At 57.8% G+C, this 18,544-nt stretch carries 16 protein-coding genes; 11 read left to right on the top strand and 5 right to left on the bottom strand.

Going from position 1 to position 18,544, the window contains the following annotated elements; translation table 11 throughout:
- The first annotated feature begins 50 nt into the window (after positions 1 to 50).
- Entirely contained in the window at positions 51 to 1,166 is a 1,116-nt protein-coding gene (locus KBP52_RS03465; protein ID WP_212622079.1) for an aromatic ring-hydroxylating dioxygenase subunit alpha, read from the top strand.
- Positions 1,167 to 1,208: 42 nt separating this feature from the next.
- On the opposite strand, the gene KBP52_RS03460 is transcribed toward KBP52_RS03465, so the two are convergent.
- Positions 1,209 to 2,552 (bottom strand): MFS transporter, encoded by a 1,344-nt coding sequence (locus tag KBP52_RS03460; protein WP_349251753.1) that lies wholly within the window; start codon positions 2,550 to 2,552, stop codon positions 1,209 to 1,211.
- 343 nt (positions 2,553 to 2,895) lie between these two features.
- Between KBP52_RS03460 and KBP52_RS03455 the strand changes: the two genes are divergently transcribed.
- Positions 2,896 to 3,828, top strand: coding sequence for a hypothetical protein (locus tag KBP52_RS03455; protein WP_212622077.1), 933 nt, complete (start codon positions 2,896 to 2,898; stop codon positions 3,826 to 3,828).
- 18 nt (positions 3,829 to 3,846) lie between these two features.
- On the top strand, positions 3,847 to 4,410 hold the full coding sequence (locus tag KBP52_RS03450; RefSeq protein WP_212622076.1) for a hypothetical protein: 564 nt from the start codon (positions 3,847 to 3,849) through the stop codon (positions 4,408 to 4,410).
- A gap of 8 nt (positions 4,411 to 4,418) precedes the next feature.
- Here KBP52_RS03450 and KBP52_RS03445 read toward each other — a convergent pair whose 3' ends face one another.
- The 4 genes from KBP52_RS03445 to KBP52_RS03430 all read right to left on the bottom strand — a co-directional run bounded on the left by KBP52_RS03445 (position 4,419) and on the right by KBP52_RS03430 (position 9,489).
- A complete protein-coding gene (locus tag KBP52_RS03445) occupies positions 4,419 to 5,570 on the bottom strand; it encodes an MFS transporter (protein ID WP_212622075.1) in 1,152 nt (383 codons plus the stop codon).
- Positions 5,571 to 5,697: 127 nt separating this feature from the next.
- Positions 5,698 to 6,933 carry an aromatic ring-hydroxylating dioxygenase subunit alpha gene (locus KBP52_RS03440; protein ID WP_212622074.1) on the bottom strand — a complete coding sequence of 412 codons (1,236 nt, stop codon included), beginning with the start codon at positions 6,931 to 6,933 and terminating at the stop codon, positions 5,698 to 5,700.
- 81 nt (positions 6,934 to 7,014) lie between these two features.
- Positions 7,015 to 8,388, bottom strand: a complete 1,374-nt coding sequence (locus tag KBP52_RS03435) for an MmgE/PrpD family protein (protein WP_212622073.1) — start codon at positions 8,386 to 8,388, stop codon at positions 7,015 to 7,017.
- Between the two features lie 141 nt (positions 8,389 to 8,529).
- Positions 8,530 to 9,489 carry a LysR family transcriptional regulator gene (locus KBP52_RS03430; RefSeq protein WP_016986064.1) on the bottom strand — a complete coding sequence of 320 codons (960 nt, stop codon included), beginning with the start codon at positions 9,487 to 9,489 and terminating at the stop codon, positions 8,530 to 8,532.
- A 367-nt stretch (positions 9,490 to 9,856) separates the two neighbouring features.
- Between KBP52_RS03430 and KBP52_RS03425 the strand changes: the two genes are divergently transcribed.
- The 8 genes from KBP52_RS03425 to KBP52_RS03390 all read left to right on the top strand — a co-directional run bounded on the left by KBP52_RS03425 (position 9,857) and on the right by KBP52_RS03390 (position 18,530).
- On the top strand, positions 9,857 to 10,891 hold the full coding sequence (locus tag KBP52_RS03425; protein WP_150792809.1) for a glycine betaine/L-proline ABC transporter ATP-binding protein: 1,035 nt from the start codon (positions 9,857 to 9,859) through the stop codon (positions 10,889 to 10,891).
- A gap of 50 nt (positions 10,892 to 10,941) precedes the next feature.
- Complete coding sequence (gene proW / locus KBP52_RS03420) at positions 10,942 to 11,895, top strand: glycine betaine/L-proline ABC transporter permease ProW (RefSeq protein ID WP_102899766.1); 954 nt, start codon at positions 10,942 to 10,944, stop codon at positions 11,893 to 11,895.
- 43 nt (positions 11,896 to 11,938) lie between these two features.
- Positions 11,939 to 12,961, top strand: a complete 1,023-nt coding sequence (gene proX, locus KBP52_RS03415; protein ID WP_212622072.1) for a glycine betaine/L-proline ABC transporter substrate-binding protein ProX — start codon at positions 11,939 to 11,941, stop codon at positions 12,959 to 12,961.
- An 88-nt stretch (positions 12,962 to 13,049) separates the two neighbouring features.
- Positions 13,050 to 14,108 carry a helix-turn-helix domain-containing protein gene (locus tag KBP52_RS03410; protein ID WP_212622071.1) on the top strand — a complete coding sequence of 353 codons (1,059 nt, stop codon included), beginning with the start codon at positions 13,050 to 13,052 and terminating at the stop codon, positions 14,106 to 14,108.
- A gap of 126 nt (positions 14,109 to 14,234) precedes the next feature.
- On the top strand, positions 14,235 to 15,551 hold the full coding sequence (locus KBP52_RS03405) for an FAD-binding oxidoreductase (RefSeq protein WP_212622070.1): 1,317 nt from the start codon (positions 14,235 to 14,237) through the stop codon (positions 15,549 to 15,551).
- A 132-nt stretch (positions 15,552 to 15,683) separates the two neighbouring features.
- Complete coding sequence (locus KBP52_RS03400; RefSeq protein ID WP_212622069.1) at positions 15,684 to 16,586, top strand: dihydrodipicolinate synthase family protein; 903 nt, start codon at positions 15,684 to 15,686, stop codon at positions 16,584 to 16,586.
- Between the two features lies 1 nt (position 16,587).
- Positions 16,588 to 18,078: an aldehyde dehydrogenase gene (locus KBP52_RS03395; protein ID WP_212622068.1), complete on the top strand. Its 1,491-nt coding sequence runs from the start codon at positions 16,588 to 16,590 to the stop codon at positions 18,076 to 18,078.
- 203 nt (positions 18,079 to 18,281) lie between these two features.
- The gene (locus tag KBP52_RS03390) at positions 18,282 to 18,530 is read left to right on the top strand and encodes a hypothetical protein (RefSeq protein WP_212622067.1); all 249 of its coding nucleotides are present in this window, start codon (positions 18,282 to 18,284) and stop codon (positions 18,528 to 18,530) included.
- Positions 18,531 to 18,544: the final 14 nt, after the last annotated feature.

Genomic DNA, 18,544 nt, shown 5'->3' with positions numbered 1-18,544 from the left:
TCAGGTTTCTCTGATCTGAGCTAACTGTACTGACGGATCACACGCCCCCCATGCTCACAAACCTCTGGTATGTCGTTGTCCCATCGTCACAACTGACTGATGGACTGATGCCGGTTCAATTGCTCGGACAGCCTTTCGTAGCGTTCCGCGATGATGCGGGCGTCGCGCACGTGCTTTCGGATATCTGCGTGCATCGCGGCGGCTCGCTGTCCGCCGGCAGCAAAGTGGGCAACAGCGTGCAGTGTCCCTATCACGGCTGGCGGTTTGGTGGTGATGGCGTCTGCACGCAGATACCGGCGCAGCCCGACCTGCGGATTCCCGCCAAGGCTCGCGTCGATGCGTACCCGACGTTGGAGCGATACGGCTGGATCTGGGCGTTTTTAGGTGATCTGCCTGAGTCTGAGCGTCCACCCTTGCCGACGCTCGACTGGGTCGACGATCCCGCGATCCGTGTGGTCTCGGGTCACTTTGACTGGCAGGCCAGTTGGGACCGGATTATCGAAAACGGTCTGGACTTCGCGCACGCACCGTTTGTCCACGGTTCAACCTTCGGTGATCCGGATCATCCGGAGATTGAATCATTCGAGGTCGACAGCGAGGCGTGGAGTGGCAGCGCGCAAATGCTTATGCGCAGGCCGGCACGCAAAGGGCTGCTCAGGCGCAAATCCTCCACCGAGTTTGTCAGTGTGACCACCGTTCCGGGTTTCCACTTGTCCGGCCCTTGTACAACGCTTGAGCTTGAGTTGCCCAACGGCTGGCGGATCTACATCGTCTCGGCGCATGTCCCGATTGACGCCAATCGCACCCGCACCTGGTGGATGATGGGCAGAACGTTTCTGCGCTCACGGCTGCTGGATCGCAGATTCATTGCGAGCAATATCCGCATCTTCGAACAAGATCATGCCGTGCTGAAAAACGTCCGGCCGGAGCGTGTGCCGGATTCTTTCCAGCAGGAGGTTTCGTTGAAATCCGATGCGCTGCAGATTGCCTTTCGCAAAAACGTGCAGGCACTGGAGTTGCGCGGCTGGCGCATTGATGAAGAGCGTCTTGCGCGTACTTTCACCGGACGCAAGGCCTGCGCAGTGCCTAGCCCCGAACGTCGTCAGATTCGCGCTTGGGCGATCGAGCCGATTCCGCTCGTGGATATCACCCACGAATCCGAATAGTGCTGCGAGCCAGCCTGCGTTTGGCGCAGACTGGCGAAACCCTCAGCGCGTCTCACATTGCGGCGAAGGCTCGCCGCTCAATGCATCCACCATCGGCGGATGCTCCTGCACCGCTTGACGCAAATCTTCGGTCACCCGCAGCTCCGCACCTGTCGGTGAGAACGTGGCTGCCGCTGCAAACGGCGCGGGATTGGCCGGAACCGGGCGTTTGCCACGGCGCCACAGGAAGAAGGTGACCATGCACAGATTGACCAGCGCAAATACCCAGAACAAACCATTGGCGCCGAACGAATTCATCACCGGAGAGATCATCATTGGGCTGATCGCCGAGCCGAGCGAATTGATCAGCAGCAGGCCCTGAATCATCGGCACCAAGGCTTCGGCCGGGGCGCGGTCGGCGGCGTGGCTGACGGCAACCGGGTACAACGCAAACACACCGCCACCGAGCAGAAACAACATCACCGCGAGCATTGTCGCGGACAACGGCAGCAGGACGATCAGCAGCGACAATACCGTGCACGCCACCGTCAGAATGGTCAGCACTTGCAAGCGATCCTTGCGATCAGACCAGCGTCCGACCGGGTATTGCAGGAGCATCGCGCCAAGAATCGTCCAGGCCATCATGCTGCCGACTTCACCGACATTCAGCCCGCTGCGTTGCAGATACAACGGCAGCAAGGTGTAGATCGCCGCGATGGTCACACCCGAGCCGAAACAGCCGACCAGTCCGGTCGGCGTCACGCCCAGCAGTTGTCGAGGCTTGAGCGGTTCCACCTGATCGAGCAGCGGCGACACGCGCGGCAGGATCACGATCGGCAGCACCGAAAACGAAGCGAGCATGCCGGCGACCATGAACGGTGCGCTGTCGCTCAACCCGGTGATTTTGCCCAACGTTGCCTGACCCAGCACACCGGCGCCGTACAAGACGATCATGTACAACGCGAGCAAGCGCCCGCGAATCTTCGCGTCGCCCGCCAGCAGCAGCCAGCTTTCGATCACCAGAAACACGCCGACTGTGGCCCAACCGTTGATCAAGCGCAGGGCGAACCAGCCCCAAGTGTCATAAAACAATCCCTGCAGCAGAATGGTCACGGCGATCAGCGAAGCAAAACTGCCGTAGGCACGGATGTGGCCGATACGCAGAATCAAACGGTCATTGAATACCGCACCCAGGGTCAGGCCGATGAAGTAGGCCGAGGAAACGACACCGATCATCGTCGCCGAAGCGCCGGCGGCGTCGAGTCGAAGGGTGGTCAGGGAAGACAAGAAGCCGTTGCCCAGCGCAACAATGAACAGCCCGAGCAGGGGCGCCAGCGCCATGGCCAGCAAACGCGGAGACATAAAAACCTCTAGAGATCGAACAGCGCAACGTGCGCCTCTGCGCATGCGATTGCCAAGCCGAAAAAATGTGTGGTGCGAATGCCTGCCGAACGGGCAGGGCGGTTGAGTCGGCCACTCGTCAACGAGGTGTGGCCAGCCATTCAGGTACGCGTTTTTGTGACAGTGATGCAGGCAGCCACCGATGGGGGCCGCAAGAGAGCGCGGGATTCTAAGGCTTGTGCAGGATTTGCCAAGAGCTGTTTGCTGCGACGTTAGGACGCAGGTGTTGCCATTTATGCTTGTCCTGAGCGGACGGAGAAAAAACAGCTTTTTGCCATCACCCAAGTGCTAAATTGCCTCGTGTACGGTAAGTGTTGCGCAATAACGCACGTTTCTGGAGATCAACAGCATGGAAGCCACCCCGATAGGCCGAACAACCGCAACACGTTACCTCGCAGCATTTGGTCTATCGCTGCTGTTCAACCCTTCAACCCCGGCCTTCGGCTTCAACCCCGACCTGCATTCGGCCTATGCACTGAGAGCAGCGCAGGCGTATCAACGCTGCCCGGGGGTGAAGTTGCCCGAGCAGTTGGCCGAGGCTTCGGCGGCAGGCACTGACGCTGAGGATTCAAACCTGCTGACGCTCCCTCTGCGCGCTACCAATTGGCACTTCTACAACCGCAACAAAAAGCTTGAGCCATTCTGGTTCGCCAATCGCAGCCTGGATGTGATTTTTTCCAAACGCATTGAGAAGCTGAACGAGCTGCTGGCGGAACCTGATGCCGATCCCGTTGCGGTATACGAGCAAGCGGGAAGGGTCTTGCATTACATACAGGACATGAGTGTACCCGGCCATGTAGTCCCGGCTTACCACGCCAAGTTGCCGGGCAATGATCCCGATCCGTTTGATGAGTTCGAGAGTATTGAAGCGCTGCCAGTGTTCGGTTTGTCTGAAGCGCAGTGTCAGGCGCTTCGTGATGAGGCAGGTAAAGCCGATGCCACACCTCAACGTTTTCTGGACGCCGCCGCGACAGCCACCTTGCAGGCGATAGAGCAGATAGACGCGGCTGGTAAACCTGTCGTCGACGGTGCATGGAACGCGTATTGGGTTTACCCCGCGCGAGACACCGATGAAGCCCGCAAAGGCTGGGGCCAATACGGTACCTGCGAATTTGCAAAGGGCAATGTCAATGCTGGGTGCAAGCGTGAAGAAGAGCTTGTGGCGTTGTTCGAACAACAGTCTCGCCAGGCTCAGAGCAATTCGGTGTTGATGCTCTTTTATGTGCAAAAGAAGCTGGCCGAAGCAGGCCAGAAAAACGCCAGTGCAATGGCTGATCAATAATGGGGACTGAAATTTAGAATGCGCCGCTTAATAGCCCATGGATGTGTTGTTGTCAGTGTCGCGATGCTGTGTTCCGGCTGTACCTCCTATGCGACCGTGCCGACAATCAACGAACACGTCGGAACTGGAACACAGGAAATCATCTCCAGCTTCAGTTACGAAATAGACTCTCCCTGGAAAAACAGTCGCCTTGGCAAAGACGCCTACGCGCTGACAAAAAGCATGTTTCCAAATGCACAGGATCACAGATCCGGGCCTGTAGCTTCGAAACTGCCTGCATTGGAAATAAAAGTCTCGGAATTTTCATTGGGTGGCGCTTGCACACAAGAGTATTTGACGGGTTTGAGTTTTGGCTTGATTCCGAGCTGGTGCACAAGGCCAGACCTGTACAAGTTTGATTTCACCCTGAATAAAGATAACGGCTTTTGCAGGCAGAGAACTTACTCAGTCAGCGCCACAACGGTTTCACATCTCGTGATGATTCCGTTTGCGCTGTTTGAGCCCGAGAAACGACCACTGGCCATTTATCAGGCTTCGCTAAAAGATTTCCTTCAAGCCGATCAATGTTCCAAAGGCTTGTGACCCGCGCATCAGGCTTTCAAAAATCTCGCGGCGTAACTGACAAACAACAACAGAAAAACCAAGCCACCCAAAGCGACCACCAGCGTACTGAGATGCGCAACCATGCCGATAAACGCCGGGCCCATGAGAATGCCGGCGTAGCCCATGGAAATGATCGCCGGAATCGCGGTGCGCTGCGGCATGCGCTGTTGTCGACCCGCAGCGGTAAACAGCACTGGAACAATGTTCGAGCAGCCGATGCCGACCAAGGCATAGCCCAGCAATGCAGCCTGCCAGCTCTCGAACACAAGCGAAACCAGCATGCCCGCCGCCGCGCAAATCCCGCCCAGCGCCACCACGCGAACGCCACCCAGCCGGCTGACGATGGCATCTCCAGTCAGACGCCCGAGCGTCATCGCCGCCGCAAAACTCGCATAGCCCAAACCGGCGTAGCTGGGTTCCATTGCGCGTTGCGAGGCGAGGAAAACCGCGCTCCAGTCGAGCATGGCGCCTTCCGTCAGGAAAACAATGAAACACAGACAGCCCAACAGCAGCACGATCCCCCTTGGCAGCGCCAACAACGGGCCGTCTCTCTCCGTGCCATAGGGCAACAAACCTGGCGCAGCCTTGTACAGCGCGGCGAGGATAATCGCCACCAGACACAGCACCGACAACAGCGGATCCAGCCCCAGGCTGAGCATCGCCGTCATGGCCCCGGCGCCGGCGATACCGCCGACACTGTAGAGCCCGTGGAAGCCGGATTGCAGGGTTTCTCCGCTGTTCTTTTCAACAATGATCGACTGGATATTGATCGCGCAATCGAGCATGCCCATGCTGGCGCCGAACCCCAGCACCGCAAGCGCCAGCCCCGGCAGCCATGTCAGATGGCTCAGCATCGGCAGCACTGAACACAACGCGACAGTCGAGCAGATGATCACCGGTTTGCAGCCAAAACGTGCGGTCAGGTAGCCGGCAAACGGCATGGCGACGATCGAGCCGATACCAAATCCCAGCAACAACAGGCCCAGTCCGCCGTCGTCCAGTCCGGTACGCGCTTTCACCAACGGAACGAGTGGTGCCCAGGCCGACATCACGATGCCGGTGATCAAAAATACGATGCGCGTGGACACGCGTTCGCCGTGGTTTGCATAAGCTGCCAAAGATGACGTCGAGGTGTTCATTGAGGCGGACATCCTTATCGGTGTCTCACGGCTTTTTTGGCGACGAGCCGGAATAACAGCTTTTCGAGACGAAAGATTCCCTTCCAGCAACCGTCGGGATGCTGGCAGGGAGCAGGGTTAACGCAGATCAGCCAACAGACTTCAACGGGATAGGGCCTTTGAGCCGATCCATCATGGTCGCGCAGTACCAGTCATCGAACTGGCAAACGCCGGTCTCGGCGGTTTCCGAATAAGGACCCGGCTCATACGAAGGGGAGGTCACGCCACGCTGAGTGCCCTCGACCAGCGTGCGGTCCTGATCGTTGGTGGCAATCCAGACTTTGGTCAGGCGCTCGATATCGTAATCAACGCCTTCCACTGCGCTTTCGGGTACCAGCCATTTGGTGGTGACCAATGTTTCCGTGGCGCTGATCGGCAGCACGCGGAAGCTCAGCGCGTGGTCACCGAGGAAGTGATTCCAGGTGGACGGATAGTGGAAGTACAGCAGCGCGCCGATGTCCGCTTCAGCTGTCTTGTCCAGGCGACCGGCAACGGCCGGTTTGCCATCCATGGTGTAGCTGACGGCACCGGATGACAGCGGAATACGGGTCATGCGGAACTGGCCGTTGATGTCCATCACCAAACGGCTTGGCAGTCCGGCGCTCTCGCACTTGGACCAGTAAGCCGACAGCTCTGGATCATCTTCGCCACTGACGCCGCCCACCGACAGGTTATCGACGAACGAATGCAGCAACTCCGGGTGCGACCCGTCGCAGTGATAGCACTCGCGATTGTTTTCGAAGACCAGTTTCCAGTTGCCTTTCTCGACGATGTTCGACTCGAACGCCACTTTGCAGTTTTCAAGGTAATGCGGCGCTACGAAAGGGCTGACGGCTTTGCGGAAACCCTCGAAGTCCGGGGCCTTGGCGGCGACGCAGACATAAATGTAGGTATCGACGATCTCGCAGTGAACGTTTTTCAGACTGTATTGGGACTTGTCGAAATCCTGGCCCATGTTGCCGGCGAACAGCAGGTTGCCATCCAGCTCGTACGTCCACTTGTGATACGGGCAAACCATCTTCGCCACTTTGCCGTGATCGGCCTCACAGATTTTCGCGCCTCGGTGACGGCAGGCGTTATGGAATGCCCGGACCTCACCGTCTTTGCCGCGTACCACTGCGACGGGATAGTCACCGATCTGCAGGGTGAAATACTGCCCCGGCTTGGTGATTTCAAAGGTGTGGCCGGCGAAGATCCAGTCCTTGTGCCAGATCTGCTCAAGATCCTGGCGGTAAACGCTTTCACTGCTGTAAAGAGCGCCGGGCAACGAGTGCCAAGCTTTACGCTGTGCAATCAGGTCAAAAACGCTTTCTTTATTGTTCATTTTTATCCTCCCATAGGCGACATGGTTCTCAGCCTATATGGCCCAGGACTGACGTCACAAACGACATTTGCTGTGGGCAATTCATGCGTTGGCGTTATCGATGGGGTTTGACTGGTGTGCCGCAACGGCGTGAAAAATCGGCGCAAGAGCAGTAATGGCGCAACTGGATTGAGCGATGTGTTTGATCGCCGCTTTCACCGCGGCACTGCGCTCTACACCGAGACCGCTGGCGAACAGATCAAATTTCTGGCTCAGCTCTTCACCACTCAGAGCCGTTTCGGGATCGCCCCGCGCGGCGGTGACCGGACTCACCAGCACCGCACCGTTCTTCAGGGTAATGGTCAATCGGGAGAGGATTTCGTCGGGGAATCGGGCCGAGATATCGGCGGCTTCGACGACTTCGATACGGCGGCTCAGTGCCAGAATGTCTTCGGCAAAAATCGCCGCCCCGGTGACCTCTTCCGGACCGACCTTGCCCCTGACAATCAGTGCTGCCAGCGGAAAGGCGAGGGCGTACTGCGCCTCATCGGCGTCACTCGGCGTATGCCCCTGTAAACACATCGACTCGTAGAACGTTTCCACACGAACGGTTTCTATCGAGTCGGCATCGAGTTGAGGGTTTTCCCGCTGCAATTGGAGCATGGCGGTCAGCGCCGGTTGTGCCCAGCGGCAAACTGGCCAGGGTTTGAAGTACTGACTGTCGATCTCCCAACGTGCACCGATGTCGTTCCAGTATTCGGCGACGGTGACGTCTTCAACCGTTTCTGCCGGCGCACCGGTGATGCCTTCCCGGGCCATGAGCAAGGCGTTCAATCCCGCATATGCGCCTGCACCGTGGGCATCGCGCAGCATGGTCGGCGCTTGCACCACGCGCATCATCGGACAGCGTGCACTGAAGTATTCGGCGATGCCCAAGGCGTGGCGAAAGGTCGGCTCATCAAAGCCCAGCATGCGCGCGCCGGCGCAGACAACGCCCAGCGCGGAAAAACCACCCGATGCGTGATAAGTCGGCGAGGTCGCCATCAAGGCCGAACCTGCCCGCAGTGCCGTTTCATAACCGATGCAAAGGGCAGTGAGCAGTTCATGGCCGCTGATCGACTGGCCTTGATGATGCAGCGCATCGGCGAGGGCAAGCACGGCGGGAACAACGGTCGCTCCGGCGTGCCCCTTGGATTTGAAGTGGCCTTCGTGGGCATCGAGGCTGTCAGCGCTGAAACCTCCGGCCCAAGCCGCACCGAGCACGTTGACACGCTGCCCGCCGAAGATCAGGCGACTGCTATAGGCACCCGCTGGGTAATGCAGTTCGGCAAAACGCCGCATCGCGCTGGTGGTGTCATTGCTGGCCGCGCCGGCCATGACGCCGACGATATCCAGCAGACTGTCCTGCACAATTGCGCGGGTCTTGAGCGGGGCATCGAGGAAATCAAAGTTGCGACAGAATTCGAAGAGTGACATTCAACAATCCCTTCCTGTGAGTTGAGCCGGGCCGATCATGGCCGGCGCTGCTCAACAATGAGCCAGGGGGAGGGTGCCGCTCTAGCAACATTTTCGGCGGGCTATTGATAACCAAATCAGCCGACGTCTGTGCCGACTGAATTAACGGCGGGGAAACTTCGCCAGAATCCATTCGCGAAAACGCCGCAGTTCGTCTTCGTTTTCGGAGCTTTCGCGACAGCTCAGGTAGTGCCAGCTATTGCGCAATTGCACCTGTTGCTCGATCGGTCGCACCAGCAGACCTTGCTGCACCAATCCCGTGACCAAGTGATTCCAGCCCAATGCAATGCCCTGATGGGTCAGGACCATACTGATGAGCAGGTTGTAGTCGTTGGCGTTGAAGATTTGCGGGCTGTTGGTCGGACGGTCATCGATATCGATGGCCTGAAATGCCAGCCACACGCCCCAGTCGACATGTTCGGCGACTTGCGAGCGGCCATAGGGACTCAGGTTGAGCAGGGCCGAATCGCGCACGCCTTCGATCGTCGAAATCTCTGGGTGCTTCTCCAGATACTGCGGGGTGCACACCGGGTAAATCACGTCGTGGCACAACGGGTAGCTTCTATAACCATCACGGATGCGCGAAATCTTGGTGATGAAGATGTCCGGCTGCACACCGGGTTCCATGGTCAGAAAGTTCTGCGTGGTGATCAGGTTGAGTTCGATGTCCGGGCACTGCGCGAAGAACTCCTGCAGATGATTCGACAGCCACAGTGCGGAAAAGGCCGGCGAGCAACAAACGGTGAGCACCTTCTTGGTCGACTGGCTGCTGCGAATGCGTTCGGCAGCCTGGGCGATATTGACGAACGACAGTTGCGCGGCATCAAAGAACACCGCGCCGGCGGCCGTCAGTTCCACCGCACGGCCGACCCGGGTAAACAGTTGCGCGCCCAGATAGCTTTCCAGCTCACGGATCTGCCGGCTGATGGCGGCTTGCGAAACGCACAACGCCTCCGCCGCACGGGTGAAGCTTTCGTATTTGGCCGCGGCGACAAATGCCTTCACAGCCCTCAAGGACGGCATTTTCAGCAGGATGGTGTCAGGGTCGACATGCTTGCTCATTCGTACACTCTCCTAACGATACAGCTCCCCATCGAAGCGCGAGGAGGGTAACGGAACCGTGCGGGGAGGGCTACGCGAGCGTCGCTGCGGGGATAGACCCGGTCGCTCATGGTGCTGACGCGGCACTCGGCAGTGGCTGTCGTCGCAACCGATAACCCGACGTTATCGAATTGCCCCTGTAAATGTAGTTGGATTAAGCGGGGTGATGCTAATAGATTTGAAACATCCCTTTTTCCTGGGACCTCAAAAATAATAAAAGGAAGCCCGTCGTGAAGACATCTATTCATTACCGCTGCCGCTTACAATTATTTTTGCTCGTTTGCCTGTCGCTTAATGCGAAAGATGCACGATGCGAAGGAGGCAAGGTATGACAAGTTCCGACGAGATCATTTGCGTAAAGAATGTTTTCAAAGTCTTCGGTACGCAGCCAGCACTTGCCATGAAAATGGTTAAAGAAGGCGCATCAAAAGCTGAAGTGTTCAAAAAGACCGGTCAGGCGATTGGTGTTTTTGATGCCAACTTCTCGGTTCGCCGTGGTGAGATTTTCGTCATCATGGGTTTGTCCGGTTCGGGCAAATCGACCATGGTCAGATTGTTCAACCGGTTGATCGAACCGACCTCCGGGCAGATCTTTCTCAATGGCAAGGAAATCACTGGCCTGGGCGACAAGGACTTGTTGCAGGTTCGCCGCAAAGACATGGGCATGGTCTTCCAGTCGTTTGCTTTGATGCCGCACATGAGCGTCATCGACAACGTCAGCTTCGGCCTGGAAATCAGCGGTGTCAGCGAGAAAGAACGCTATTGCCGCGCGATGGGCGCACTGGAGCAGGTCGGACTTTCGGGGCAGGAGTTGAGCTTTCCTCACCAACTCTCCGGCGGCATGCAGCAACGCGTCGGCCTGGCCCGCGCGCTGGCCAACGATCCCGCCATTCTGCTGATGGACGAAGCCTTCTCGGCACTCGATCCGATGATTCGCAGCGAAATGCAGGGCGAACTGATCAAGCTGCAGGCCGAGCAGGACCGCACGATCATTTTCATCTCCCACGATATAGAAGAAGCGGTTCGCATCGGTCACCGCATTGCGATCATGGAAGGCGGGCGCGTGGTGCAAATCGGCACGCCGCGTGAACTTCTGTGCAACCCGGTGAATAAATATGTTCGCGATTTCTTTAATGGCTTCGACACCAGTCGCATTCTGAAAGCGGGTGATATCGCGCAACAGGATTGCAATGTCGCTTATATACCGGGCGGGCAAACGCCGATTAAAGCGGAAGCGTCTCTTCGCGACATCTTTCATCTGGTTGCGGCCTCGTCAACTCCCATGCCGGTGGTGGATGAAGTTGGGCTTTATAAGGGTTCGATTTCGCAAGGCCATCTTCTGAGCTGTCTGTGTAATAGCTGAACTGCGAATAATCAGAATTGATTTACCGCTTCTGAGGGCGAGGTAGCACCATGTCAGACTTCAACTTTCTAGATCCTTTCCAAAGTTTAAATATCCCCTTGGGATCCTGGGTGGAAACCGCCCTTAAATATCTGGTGCATAACTTCAGGGAAGTATTTCGTTCGATCCGCTGGCCGGTCGATCAAGTGCTCGACGGTGTGCAGTGGGGACTGCTGTCGGTTCCGCCGACGGTGTTCATCATCATCGCCGGACTGATCAGTTGGCAGATTGGCGGCAAGCGCATCGCCATTTTCAGCGTCGCCACCCTCACCGGGCTTGGACTGATCGGTGTGTGGAGCGATGCGATGGTCACGCTGGCCTTGGTACTGACATCGCTGTTGTTCTGCGCCGTGATCGGCATACCGCTGGGCATCCTGTGTGCACGCAGTGATCGCACGGAAATGATCATCCGCCCGGTGCTGGATGCCATGCAAACGCTCCCTGCATTCGTCTATCTGGTGCCGGTGGTCATGCTCTTCGGCATCGGCAACGTGCCGGGTGTGATCGTCACCATCATCTTTTCCGTCGCGCCGCTGGTGCGGCTGACCAACCTTGGTATTCGCCAAGTCCCCGCGGACAAGGTCGAAGCCGCTCGAGCGTTCGGCTGCACGGCTACGCAAATGCTGATGAAGGTGCAGTTGCCGTTGGCGGCGCCGACGATGATGGCCGGTCTCAACCAGACATTGATGCTGTCGCTGTCGATGGTGGTGGTCGCCTCGATGATCTCGGTGGGCGGTCTGGGCTTGATGGTGTTGAGCGGCATCGGTCGCCTCGACATGGGCCTAGCCAGCGTCGGCGGTGCCGGCCTGGTGTTGCTCGCGGTATTCCTTGATCGACTGACCCAGGCAATGGGTGAGCGCAGCAGCGATCTGGCCAGCGGTCAGCGCTGGTATGAAAGCGGCCCCGTGGGGCTGGTCATGAAACTGAAGAAAAAGAAGAACGTTGCACGTCCAGTGACGAATTGAGTTGGCCTGCTCACCCCATTAAAAATTCCAAGCGTGGTGAAACATGAAACTGACAAATCTCAAGAAAAGCGTGGTTTCGAGCCTGGTAGCTGCAGTGTTTGGCACCTTGTTGTGCTCGGCGGCCTACGCGGCCGATGCCAACAAACCCGGTGCCGGCGTTTCGATTACGCCGATTTTCCCGACCATTGCTGAAGAACGCTTTCGTGGTGAGGTGGTGATCGCCGGCCTTAAGGAGTTGGGCTACGACGTCAAACAGCCGAAAGAGGTCGACTACCCGGCGATGTTTCTCGCGCTGTCTTATGGTGATGCGGATTTCACCGTGCATGAATGGGAACACCTGCACCAAGCGTTTTATGAAAAGGCCGGCGGCGATGACGTGATGGTCAAGGTCGGGCAAGTCATGAAAGGCGTGCTGCAGGGCTACATGATCGACAAGAAGACTGCCGACGCTTATCAGATCAAGGATCTGTCGGACCTGAAGAAACCCGAAATCGCCAAACTCTTCGACAGCAACGGTGACGGCAAGGCCGACCTGACGGGCTGCAACCCGGGTTGGGGCTGCGAGATCATGATCGAACACCACATGAAAGCCTATGGCTTGGGTCCAACCGTCGTCGACAACCGCGGCTCGTACTTCGCGTTGATGGCTGACACCATTGCGCGGCTTCAGCAAGGCAAGCCCGTGCTGTTCTTCACCTGGGTTCCGCAGTGGATTGCCAGTGTATTGGTAGAAGGGCGTGACGTGGTCTGGTTGCCGGTGCCGTTCACTTCGCTGCCGGATGGCAAGGAAAGCAAGGACACCTTCCATGACGGCAAGAACCTCGGTTTCCCGGTGGACACGATCAATGCCGTCATGAACAAAGAGTTCGCCGAGAAAAACCCGGTGGCACGCAAGTTCCTCTCTGAAGTCAGCATCCCTACAGCCGCTGAAAGTGCGCAAAACCTGCGCATGCAGAACGGTGAAAAGTCGCTGGCCGACATCAAGCGTCATGCCGCGGAATGGATCAAGGCCAACCAGCAAGCCTATGACGGCTGGTTGAGTGACGCCCGGGCGGCAGCGAAGTAATCGGTTCGACCACGGTTTGGCGGCGGGCGGTGCCAGTCGCCAAGCCACAAGGTTGTCGTTTCAAGTGAAGGTGAGCGGGTGACGCAAGATGGAAACTTTCCAGAGTCCGTTGAAGCAACAGAACATCGGCTTTCGCCCATCCACCGTGATGTCGGGTCATGAACGTGTGGTGCGGGTGGCGTTTATCCTGCTCGATCATTTTTCGTTGACGTCCCTTTCAACGGCGATGGATGCCTTGGCCACTGGAAACATGATCAATGGCGAAACGATTTACCAGGTGTCGACCTACTCACTGCAGGGCGGGCTGGTTGAAAGTGATATCGGCGTGTCGCTAGCCTCGCAAAGACTGGTGGCGGAAGGCTTCAGTCATGATGCAGTGATTGTGGTCGGAGGCCAGCGTGTGAGGCTTGCCACACAGCCAGTGCTGCGCCGAGTGCTCAAGAAGTCCTCGGGCAAAGGGATCGTTGCCGGTTGCTGGAATGCCGCGTTTTATCTCGCCGATGCCGGTTTGCTCGATGCTCAGGAGTTCGCCTGCCACAGCGACAGCTGCGGACTGATGAATGAATATTTCCCGCAGTTGAACGTTTCGACTCGCGAGTTTATTTGCGCAGAGCGCCGAGCCACTTGCGCCAACGCTCATTCGGCGCTGGATATGACCCTGGCAATCATGCAGGAACTGGGCGCGCGCAACGATGCGGCACTGGTCGATGAAATAAAACGGGTTCACCAGTCTGGACATCTTCAACCGAAGACTGCCGACAGTCTCCGCTGTTCAGCGATTCCCAAGCCTTTGAACATCGCGCTCGACCTGATGGAAAAAAACATTGAGGAACCGTTGGAAATCGATGCAATCGCCAGCCAGGTCGGCGTGTCACGCCGGCAACTGGAAAGAAGGTTTGCCCGCTATCTCAATGCCGCACCGAATCGCTACTACCTGGAATTGCGTTTGACCCGGGCCCGGCAACTGATTGTGCAAAGTGATCGTTCGTTGACCGATGTGGCTCTGGCCACCGGGTTTGTCAGCTATCCGCACTTCTATAAACGCTTCAAGGACCTGTTCGGCTTACCGCCCATGACCTTCAGGGATTATTACTACGCCAACGACTATGCCAGTAGCGGCCGTTATGCCGTGGCGGCGAATTTTTAAAACAAACAGTCAATCGTCACTGTTTGTGTAAGTGCCAGTTTTGCAAGTTTCCGGATCAACGCCATTGCGTGCGTTTGCTTTGTGCCGCGTGCGTTTTGCAACTTCAACGATTAACGGTTCAACACTATGAAAGTCAGTTCATTACCCGCCGATGATGATAGTTGTGGCTGGTTTCATTTGAGCAAGCCACGCAGTCCCGAGCCGGCTCACCGCGGGCACCGTTCAGCCCGCTGGGTGATCATCGGTGCCGGCTTCACGGGACTGGCGTGCGCGCGGCAACTGGCGTTGAATTTTCCCGACGACGAAGTGGTGCTGATCGAAGCGCAGGAAGTCGGACTGGGGCCCTCGGGGCGTAATGCCGGGTTCGCCATTGATCTGCCCCATGACATTGGCGCTGAGGATTACATCGGTGACATCGCGCTGGCCCGCACCAGTTTGAAACTCAATCTGGCCGGCCAATCGATACTTCGCGAGCTGGTCGATCAATACCGCATCGACTGCCAGATGAAAGCCTGCGGCAAATATCAGGCGGCGGTGGAGAACCGTGGTATCGCCGTACTCGATGCCTATCGCCGGGGCCTGGAAAAACTCGATCAGCCTTTTCAAATGATTAATGCCGATGAGTTGCCCGAACATCTGGGCACACGGTTTTATCGCCAGGCATTGTTCACCCCGGGGGCGGTGCTACTGCAACCGTCCGGGCTGGTGAAAGGCCTCGCCGACCATCTGCCATCGAACGTCACGCTGTATGAGCGCACCCCGATTCTGGAAGTGGAATACGGCGCCAAGACGATCCTCAAACACGCTCACGGCAGCATCACCGCCGACAAGCTGATTCTGGCGAACAACTCGTTCGGCATGCGTTTCGGTTTCCTGCAGGGGCGCATGTTGCCGATCTACACCTACGCGAGCATCACCCGGCCGCTGACCGAAGAGGAGCAGGCGCGCCTGGGCGGCAAACCGTTCTGGGGCGCCATTCCAGCGGATCCGTTCGGCACCACGGTGCGCCGCACCCCGGATAACCGCCTGCTGATCCGCAACAGTTTTACCTTCAACCCGGATGGTCGTAGCAACACCAAATACAACGAGCGTTTCGTGCGCCGGCACAAGGCTTCATTCGATCAGCGTTTTCCGATGTTGCCGGAGGTGACGTTCGACTACACCTGGGGCGGCGCATTGGCCATGTCGCGCAACCACAACGGCTTCTTCGGTGAACTGGCGCCCAACGTTTATGGCGCGCTGGGCTGCAACGGTCTGGGCGTCACGCGCGGAACCGTCACCGGCAAGTTGCTCGCTGACTGGCTGGCGGGACAGCGTGACCCGCTGATTGATTTCTTGTTGCAGGCGCCAGGTCCCAACAGCAACCCGCCAGAACCGTTCCTTTCGCTTGGGGTGAACATGAACCTCAAGTGGGGGCAGTACCGCGCCGGGAGAGAAAGCTGAGTTTCCTTTGACTAGTCGCTGAAGCCTCGTCGCTCTACTGCCGTCCTGAAGGCTTGCGCCGCCAATAACCACGGTCTGCCCGGCATGCCGTCGGGCGCACGGATTGAACATTGAACCACTGGAGAAAACGCTATGAACTTTGACGGAATTTTTACCCCTGCCATTACCCCGTTGTCCGCTGATGGCCAGATCGACTATTCGGCGTTCGCCGACGTGCTCGAATATCTGATCGAGTCCAAGGTTCACGGCATCGTTATTGGCGGCTCCACCGGCGAGTATTACGCACACACCGCCGAGGAGCGCGTGGCCGTGGCCGAGCGAGCCAAAGAGGTGATCCGCGGACGCTTGCCTCTGGTCATCGGCACCGGCGGCATTCGTACCGAAGACTCGGTGTACTTCGCCGAAAAGGCCAAATCCCTGAAAGCGGACGCGATTCTGGTCGGTTCGCCACCGTATGCGTTGCCGACGCAAAAGGAAATTGCCGCCCATGTGCTCGCCGTGGACAAGGCCGCCGGGCTGCCGATCATGCTTTACAACTATCCGTCGCGAATGGGCGTGACGATGGGCGACGAATTTTTTGAAGCGATTGCTGGCTGCAAGAACATCGCCGCGATCAAGGAAAGTTCGGGCGAGATGAGTCGCCTGCACCGTCTGGCTCACGCTCATCCGTCGATCCAGTTGTCCTGTGGCTGGGATGATCAGGCCCTGGAGTATTTCGCCTGGGGCGCGCGCAGCTGGGTTTGCGCCGGCTCGAACTTCATCCCGCGCGAACACATCGCGCTTTACCAAGCCTGCGTGCTGGAAAAGAACTTCGATAAAGGCCGGCGGATCATGTCGGCGATGCTGCCGTTGATGGATTTCCTCGAGAGCGGCAAGTTCGTGCAGTCGATCAAACATGGCAGCGAACTCAGCGGCCTGCGTGCCGGCGGTGTGCGGGCGCCACTGCAAGCGCTGGAGCCTTCAGAGAAGCAAGCGCTGGAAGGCGTGATCAAAACCCTTCAGCAAAACGTCGCGCGTATCGTCGAGGAGGCTTGAAATGGCAGACCTGCTGAGTCAAGAGCAATACCGTGAACTGGCTGCGAAGCTCGAGTTTCGCAATCAAGCCTTTATCAACGGCCAGTTTTGCGCCTCCAGATCGGGCAAGACATTCACCACGACCAACCCGGCCACCGAACAGGTATTGACCGAGATTGCCGCGTGCAATGCCGAGGACGTCGATGCCGCCGTTGCAGCGGCCAAGGAAGCCTTCGCCGACGCACGCTGGCATTCACTGGCGCCGTCCGCACGAAAATCGGTATTGCTGCGCTTTGCCCAGTTGCTGGAAGACAACGCCCACGAACTGGCGGTGCTCGAAAGTCTGGACAGTGGCAAGCCGATTCGTGAATGTCAGAACATCGACGTACCCGAAACGATTCATACGTTGCGTTGGCACGCTGAGCTGATCGACAAGATTTACGACGCCACGGCCCCCGTCGGCTCGGGTGCGGTGACCATGGTGGTGCGCGAACCGATCGGGGTTGTCGGCCTGGTGTTGCCGTGGAATTTCCCGCTGCTGATGCTCGCCTGGAAAATCGGTCCGTCGCTGGCCGCCGGCTGTTCAATCGTGGTCAAACCGGCCAAGGAAACTACGCTGAGCACTTTACGCGTCGCCGAACTGGCGCATCAGGCGGGGATTCCCGCCGGCGTGTTCAACGTCGTGCCCGGGGGAGGCAAGGAGGCGGGCGAGCCACTGGGGCGTCACCCGGATGTGGCCATGGTCAGCTTCACTGGTTCAACCGATACCGGGCGGCTGTTTCTCAAATACTCCAGCGAATCGAACCTGAAACGCATCGTGCTGGAATGTGGCGGCAAGAACCCTGCTGTGGTGATGAATGATGTCGAAGACATCGACGTTGTCGCCCAGCATGTGGTGAATGGCGCGTTCTGGAACATGGGTGAAAACTGTTCGGCCTCATCAAGGCTGATCGTCCACGCCGACGTCAAGGAAGAACTGTTGCAGCGTGTGCAGGTTCATTTGGGTGACTGGAAAATGGGCGATCCATTGGACCCTGAAAATCGCTTGGGCTCGATGATCAGCAAGGCGCATTTCGACAAGGTGCGCTCCTACCTTGATGTGGCCCGCGACGAAAACCTCAGCGTGTTGGTGGGCGGAAACACCCGCGACGACATCTTCGTCGAACCCACCATCGTTGATGGCGTGAGCCGCGATAGCCGCCTGTTCCAGGAAGAAATCTTCGGCCCGGTGCTAAGCGTCACCACCTTCCAGAGCGTTGACGAAGCCATTGTGCTGGCCAACGACACGGCCTACGGCCTGGCGGCGTCGGCTTACACCGGCAACCTGCGCCATGCCCTGAAACTCTCACGCGGCATCCGTGCCGGGATTGTCACGGTGAACTGCTTCGGCGAGGGCGACGCCTCTACGCCATTCGGCGGCTACAAGGAATCAGGGTTCGGCGGGCGCGACAAGTCGATCTGGGCGCACGACCAGTACACTGAAATCAAAACCATCTGGATTGATGCTTCCTGATAGTGCTTTGACGCAACAAATCGCATCGCCCCGACCACTGGATTGAGTGGCGGGGCGATTGCCCCATACCGTTACTCCATCTATGAGCTGGATTGGTTGGTGGCCACGTCAGCAGAAAGCTTTCAGTCATCCGCTTTTCGTCAGCCATTTTGAACCTAACTCGAAATCGGTCGCTCAACCGGGAAATATTCGGGGTGGGCGAAATGAACGCGTTCAAGAATCAACTGACATTCGCACAAGAAACCAGATTACTCGCGTTGGCGGCCTGGCAACGTGCACTGGAAAACCTTGAACTGCGAAGGGACTGTCCAGACGCCTATCACGACGAACTGCTGCGCCAGTCGGATGAAATGGACCGCTTGGGCCTGCTCAGCTGGGACGAGTGGCGCGACCTGCGCAGAGAAGCAGACGTTGCGTACCTGCGCGCAGTCGCTGGAGACGATTACCACTGAGGTCATGTACGTTG

Origin of the sequence: Pseudomonas sp. SCA2728.1_7 (assembly GCF_018138145.1) — a bacterium.
In the GTDB taxonomy this organism is placed as follows: domain Bacteria; phylum Pseudomonadota; class Gammaproteobacteria; order Pseudomonadales; family Pseudomonadaceae; genus Aquipseudomonas; species Aquipseudomonas koreensis_A.
This window is presented reverse-complemented; position numbering and strand designations above follow the sequence as displayed.

Bases quoted from the DNA above. Each gene is read 5' to 3' on its own strand.
- KBP52_RS03465 (WP_212622079.1), top strand. From the start codon at position 51: ATGCTCACAAACCTCTGGTATGTCGTTGTCCCATCGTCACAACTGACT.
- KBP52_RS03460 (WP_349251753.1), bottom strand. From the start codon at position 2,552: ATGCGCAGAGGCGCACGTTGCGCTGTTCGATCTCTAGAGGTTTTTATG.
- KBP52_RS03455 (WP_212622077.1), top strand. From the start codon at position 2,896: ATGGAAGCCACCCCGATAGGCCGAACAACCGCAACACGTTACCTCGCA.
- KBP52_RS03450 (WP_212622076.1), top strand. From the start codon at position 3,847: ATGCGCCGCTTAATAGCCCATGGATGTGTTGTTGTCAGTGTCGCGATG.
- KBP52_RS03445 (WP_212622075.1), bottom strand. From the start codon at position 5,570: ATGAACACCTCGACGTCATCTTTGGCAGCTTATGCAAACCACGGCGAA.
- KBP52_RS03440 (WP_212622074.1), bottom strand. From the start codon at position 6,933: ATGAACAATAAAGAAAGCGTTTTTGACCTGATTGCACAGCGTAAAGCT.
- KBP52_RS03435 (WP_212622073.1), bottom strand. From the start codon at position 8,388: ATGTCACTCTTCGAATTCTGTCGCAACTTTGATTTCCTCGATGCCCCG.
- KBP52_RS03430 (WP_016986064.1), bottom strand. From the start codon at position 9,489: ATGAGCAAGCATGTCGACCCTGACACCATCCTGCTGAAAATGCCGTCC.
- KBP52_RS03425 (WP_150792809.1), top strand. From the start codon at position 9,857: ATGACAAGTTCCGACGAGATCATTTGCGTAAAGAATGTTTTCAAAGTC.
- proW (WP_102899766.1), top strand. From the start codon at position 10,942: ATGTCAGACTTCAACTTTCTAGATCCTTTCCAAAGTTTAAATATCCCC.
- proX (WP_212622072.1), top strand. From the start codon at position 11,939: ATGAAACTGACAAATCTCAAGAAAAGCGTGGTTTCGAGCCTGGTAGCT.
- KBP52_RS03410 (WP_212622071.1), top strand. From the start codon at position 13,050: ATGGAAACTTTCCAGAGTCCGTTGAAGCAACAGAACATCGGCTTTCGC.
- KBP52_RS03405 (WP_212622070.1), top strand. From the start codon at position 14,235: ATGAAAGTCAGTTCATTACCCGCCGATGATGATAGTTGTGGCTGGTTT.
- KBP52_RS03400 (WP_212622069.1), top strand. From the start codon at position 15,684: ATGAACTTTGACGGAATTTTTACCCCTGCCATTACCCCGTTGTCCGCT.
- KBP52_RS03395 (WP_212622068.1), top strand. From the start codon at position 16,588: ATGGCAGACCTGCTGAGTCAAGAGCAATACCGTGAACTGGCTGCGAAG.
- KBP52_RS03390 (WP_212622067.1), top strand. From the start codon at position 18,282: ATGAACGCGTTCAAGAATCAACTGACATTCGCACAAGAAACCAGATTA.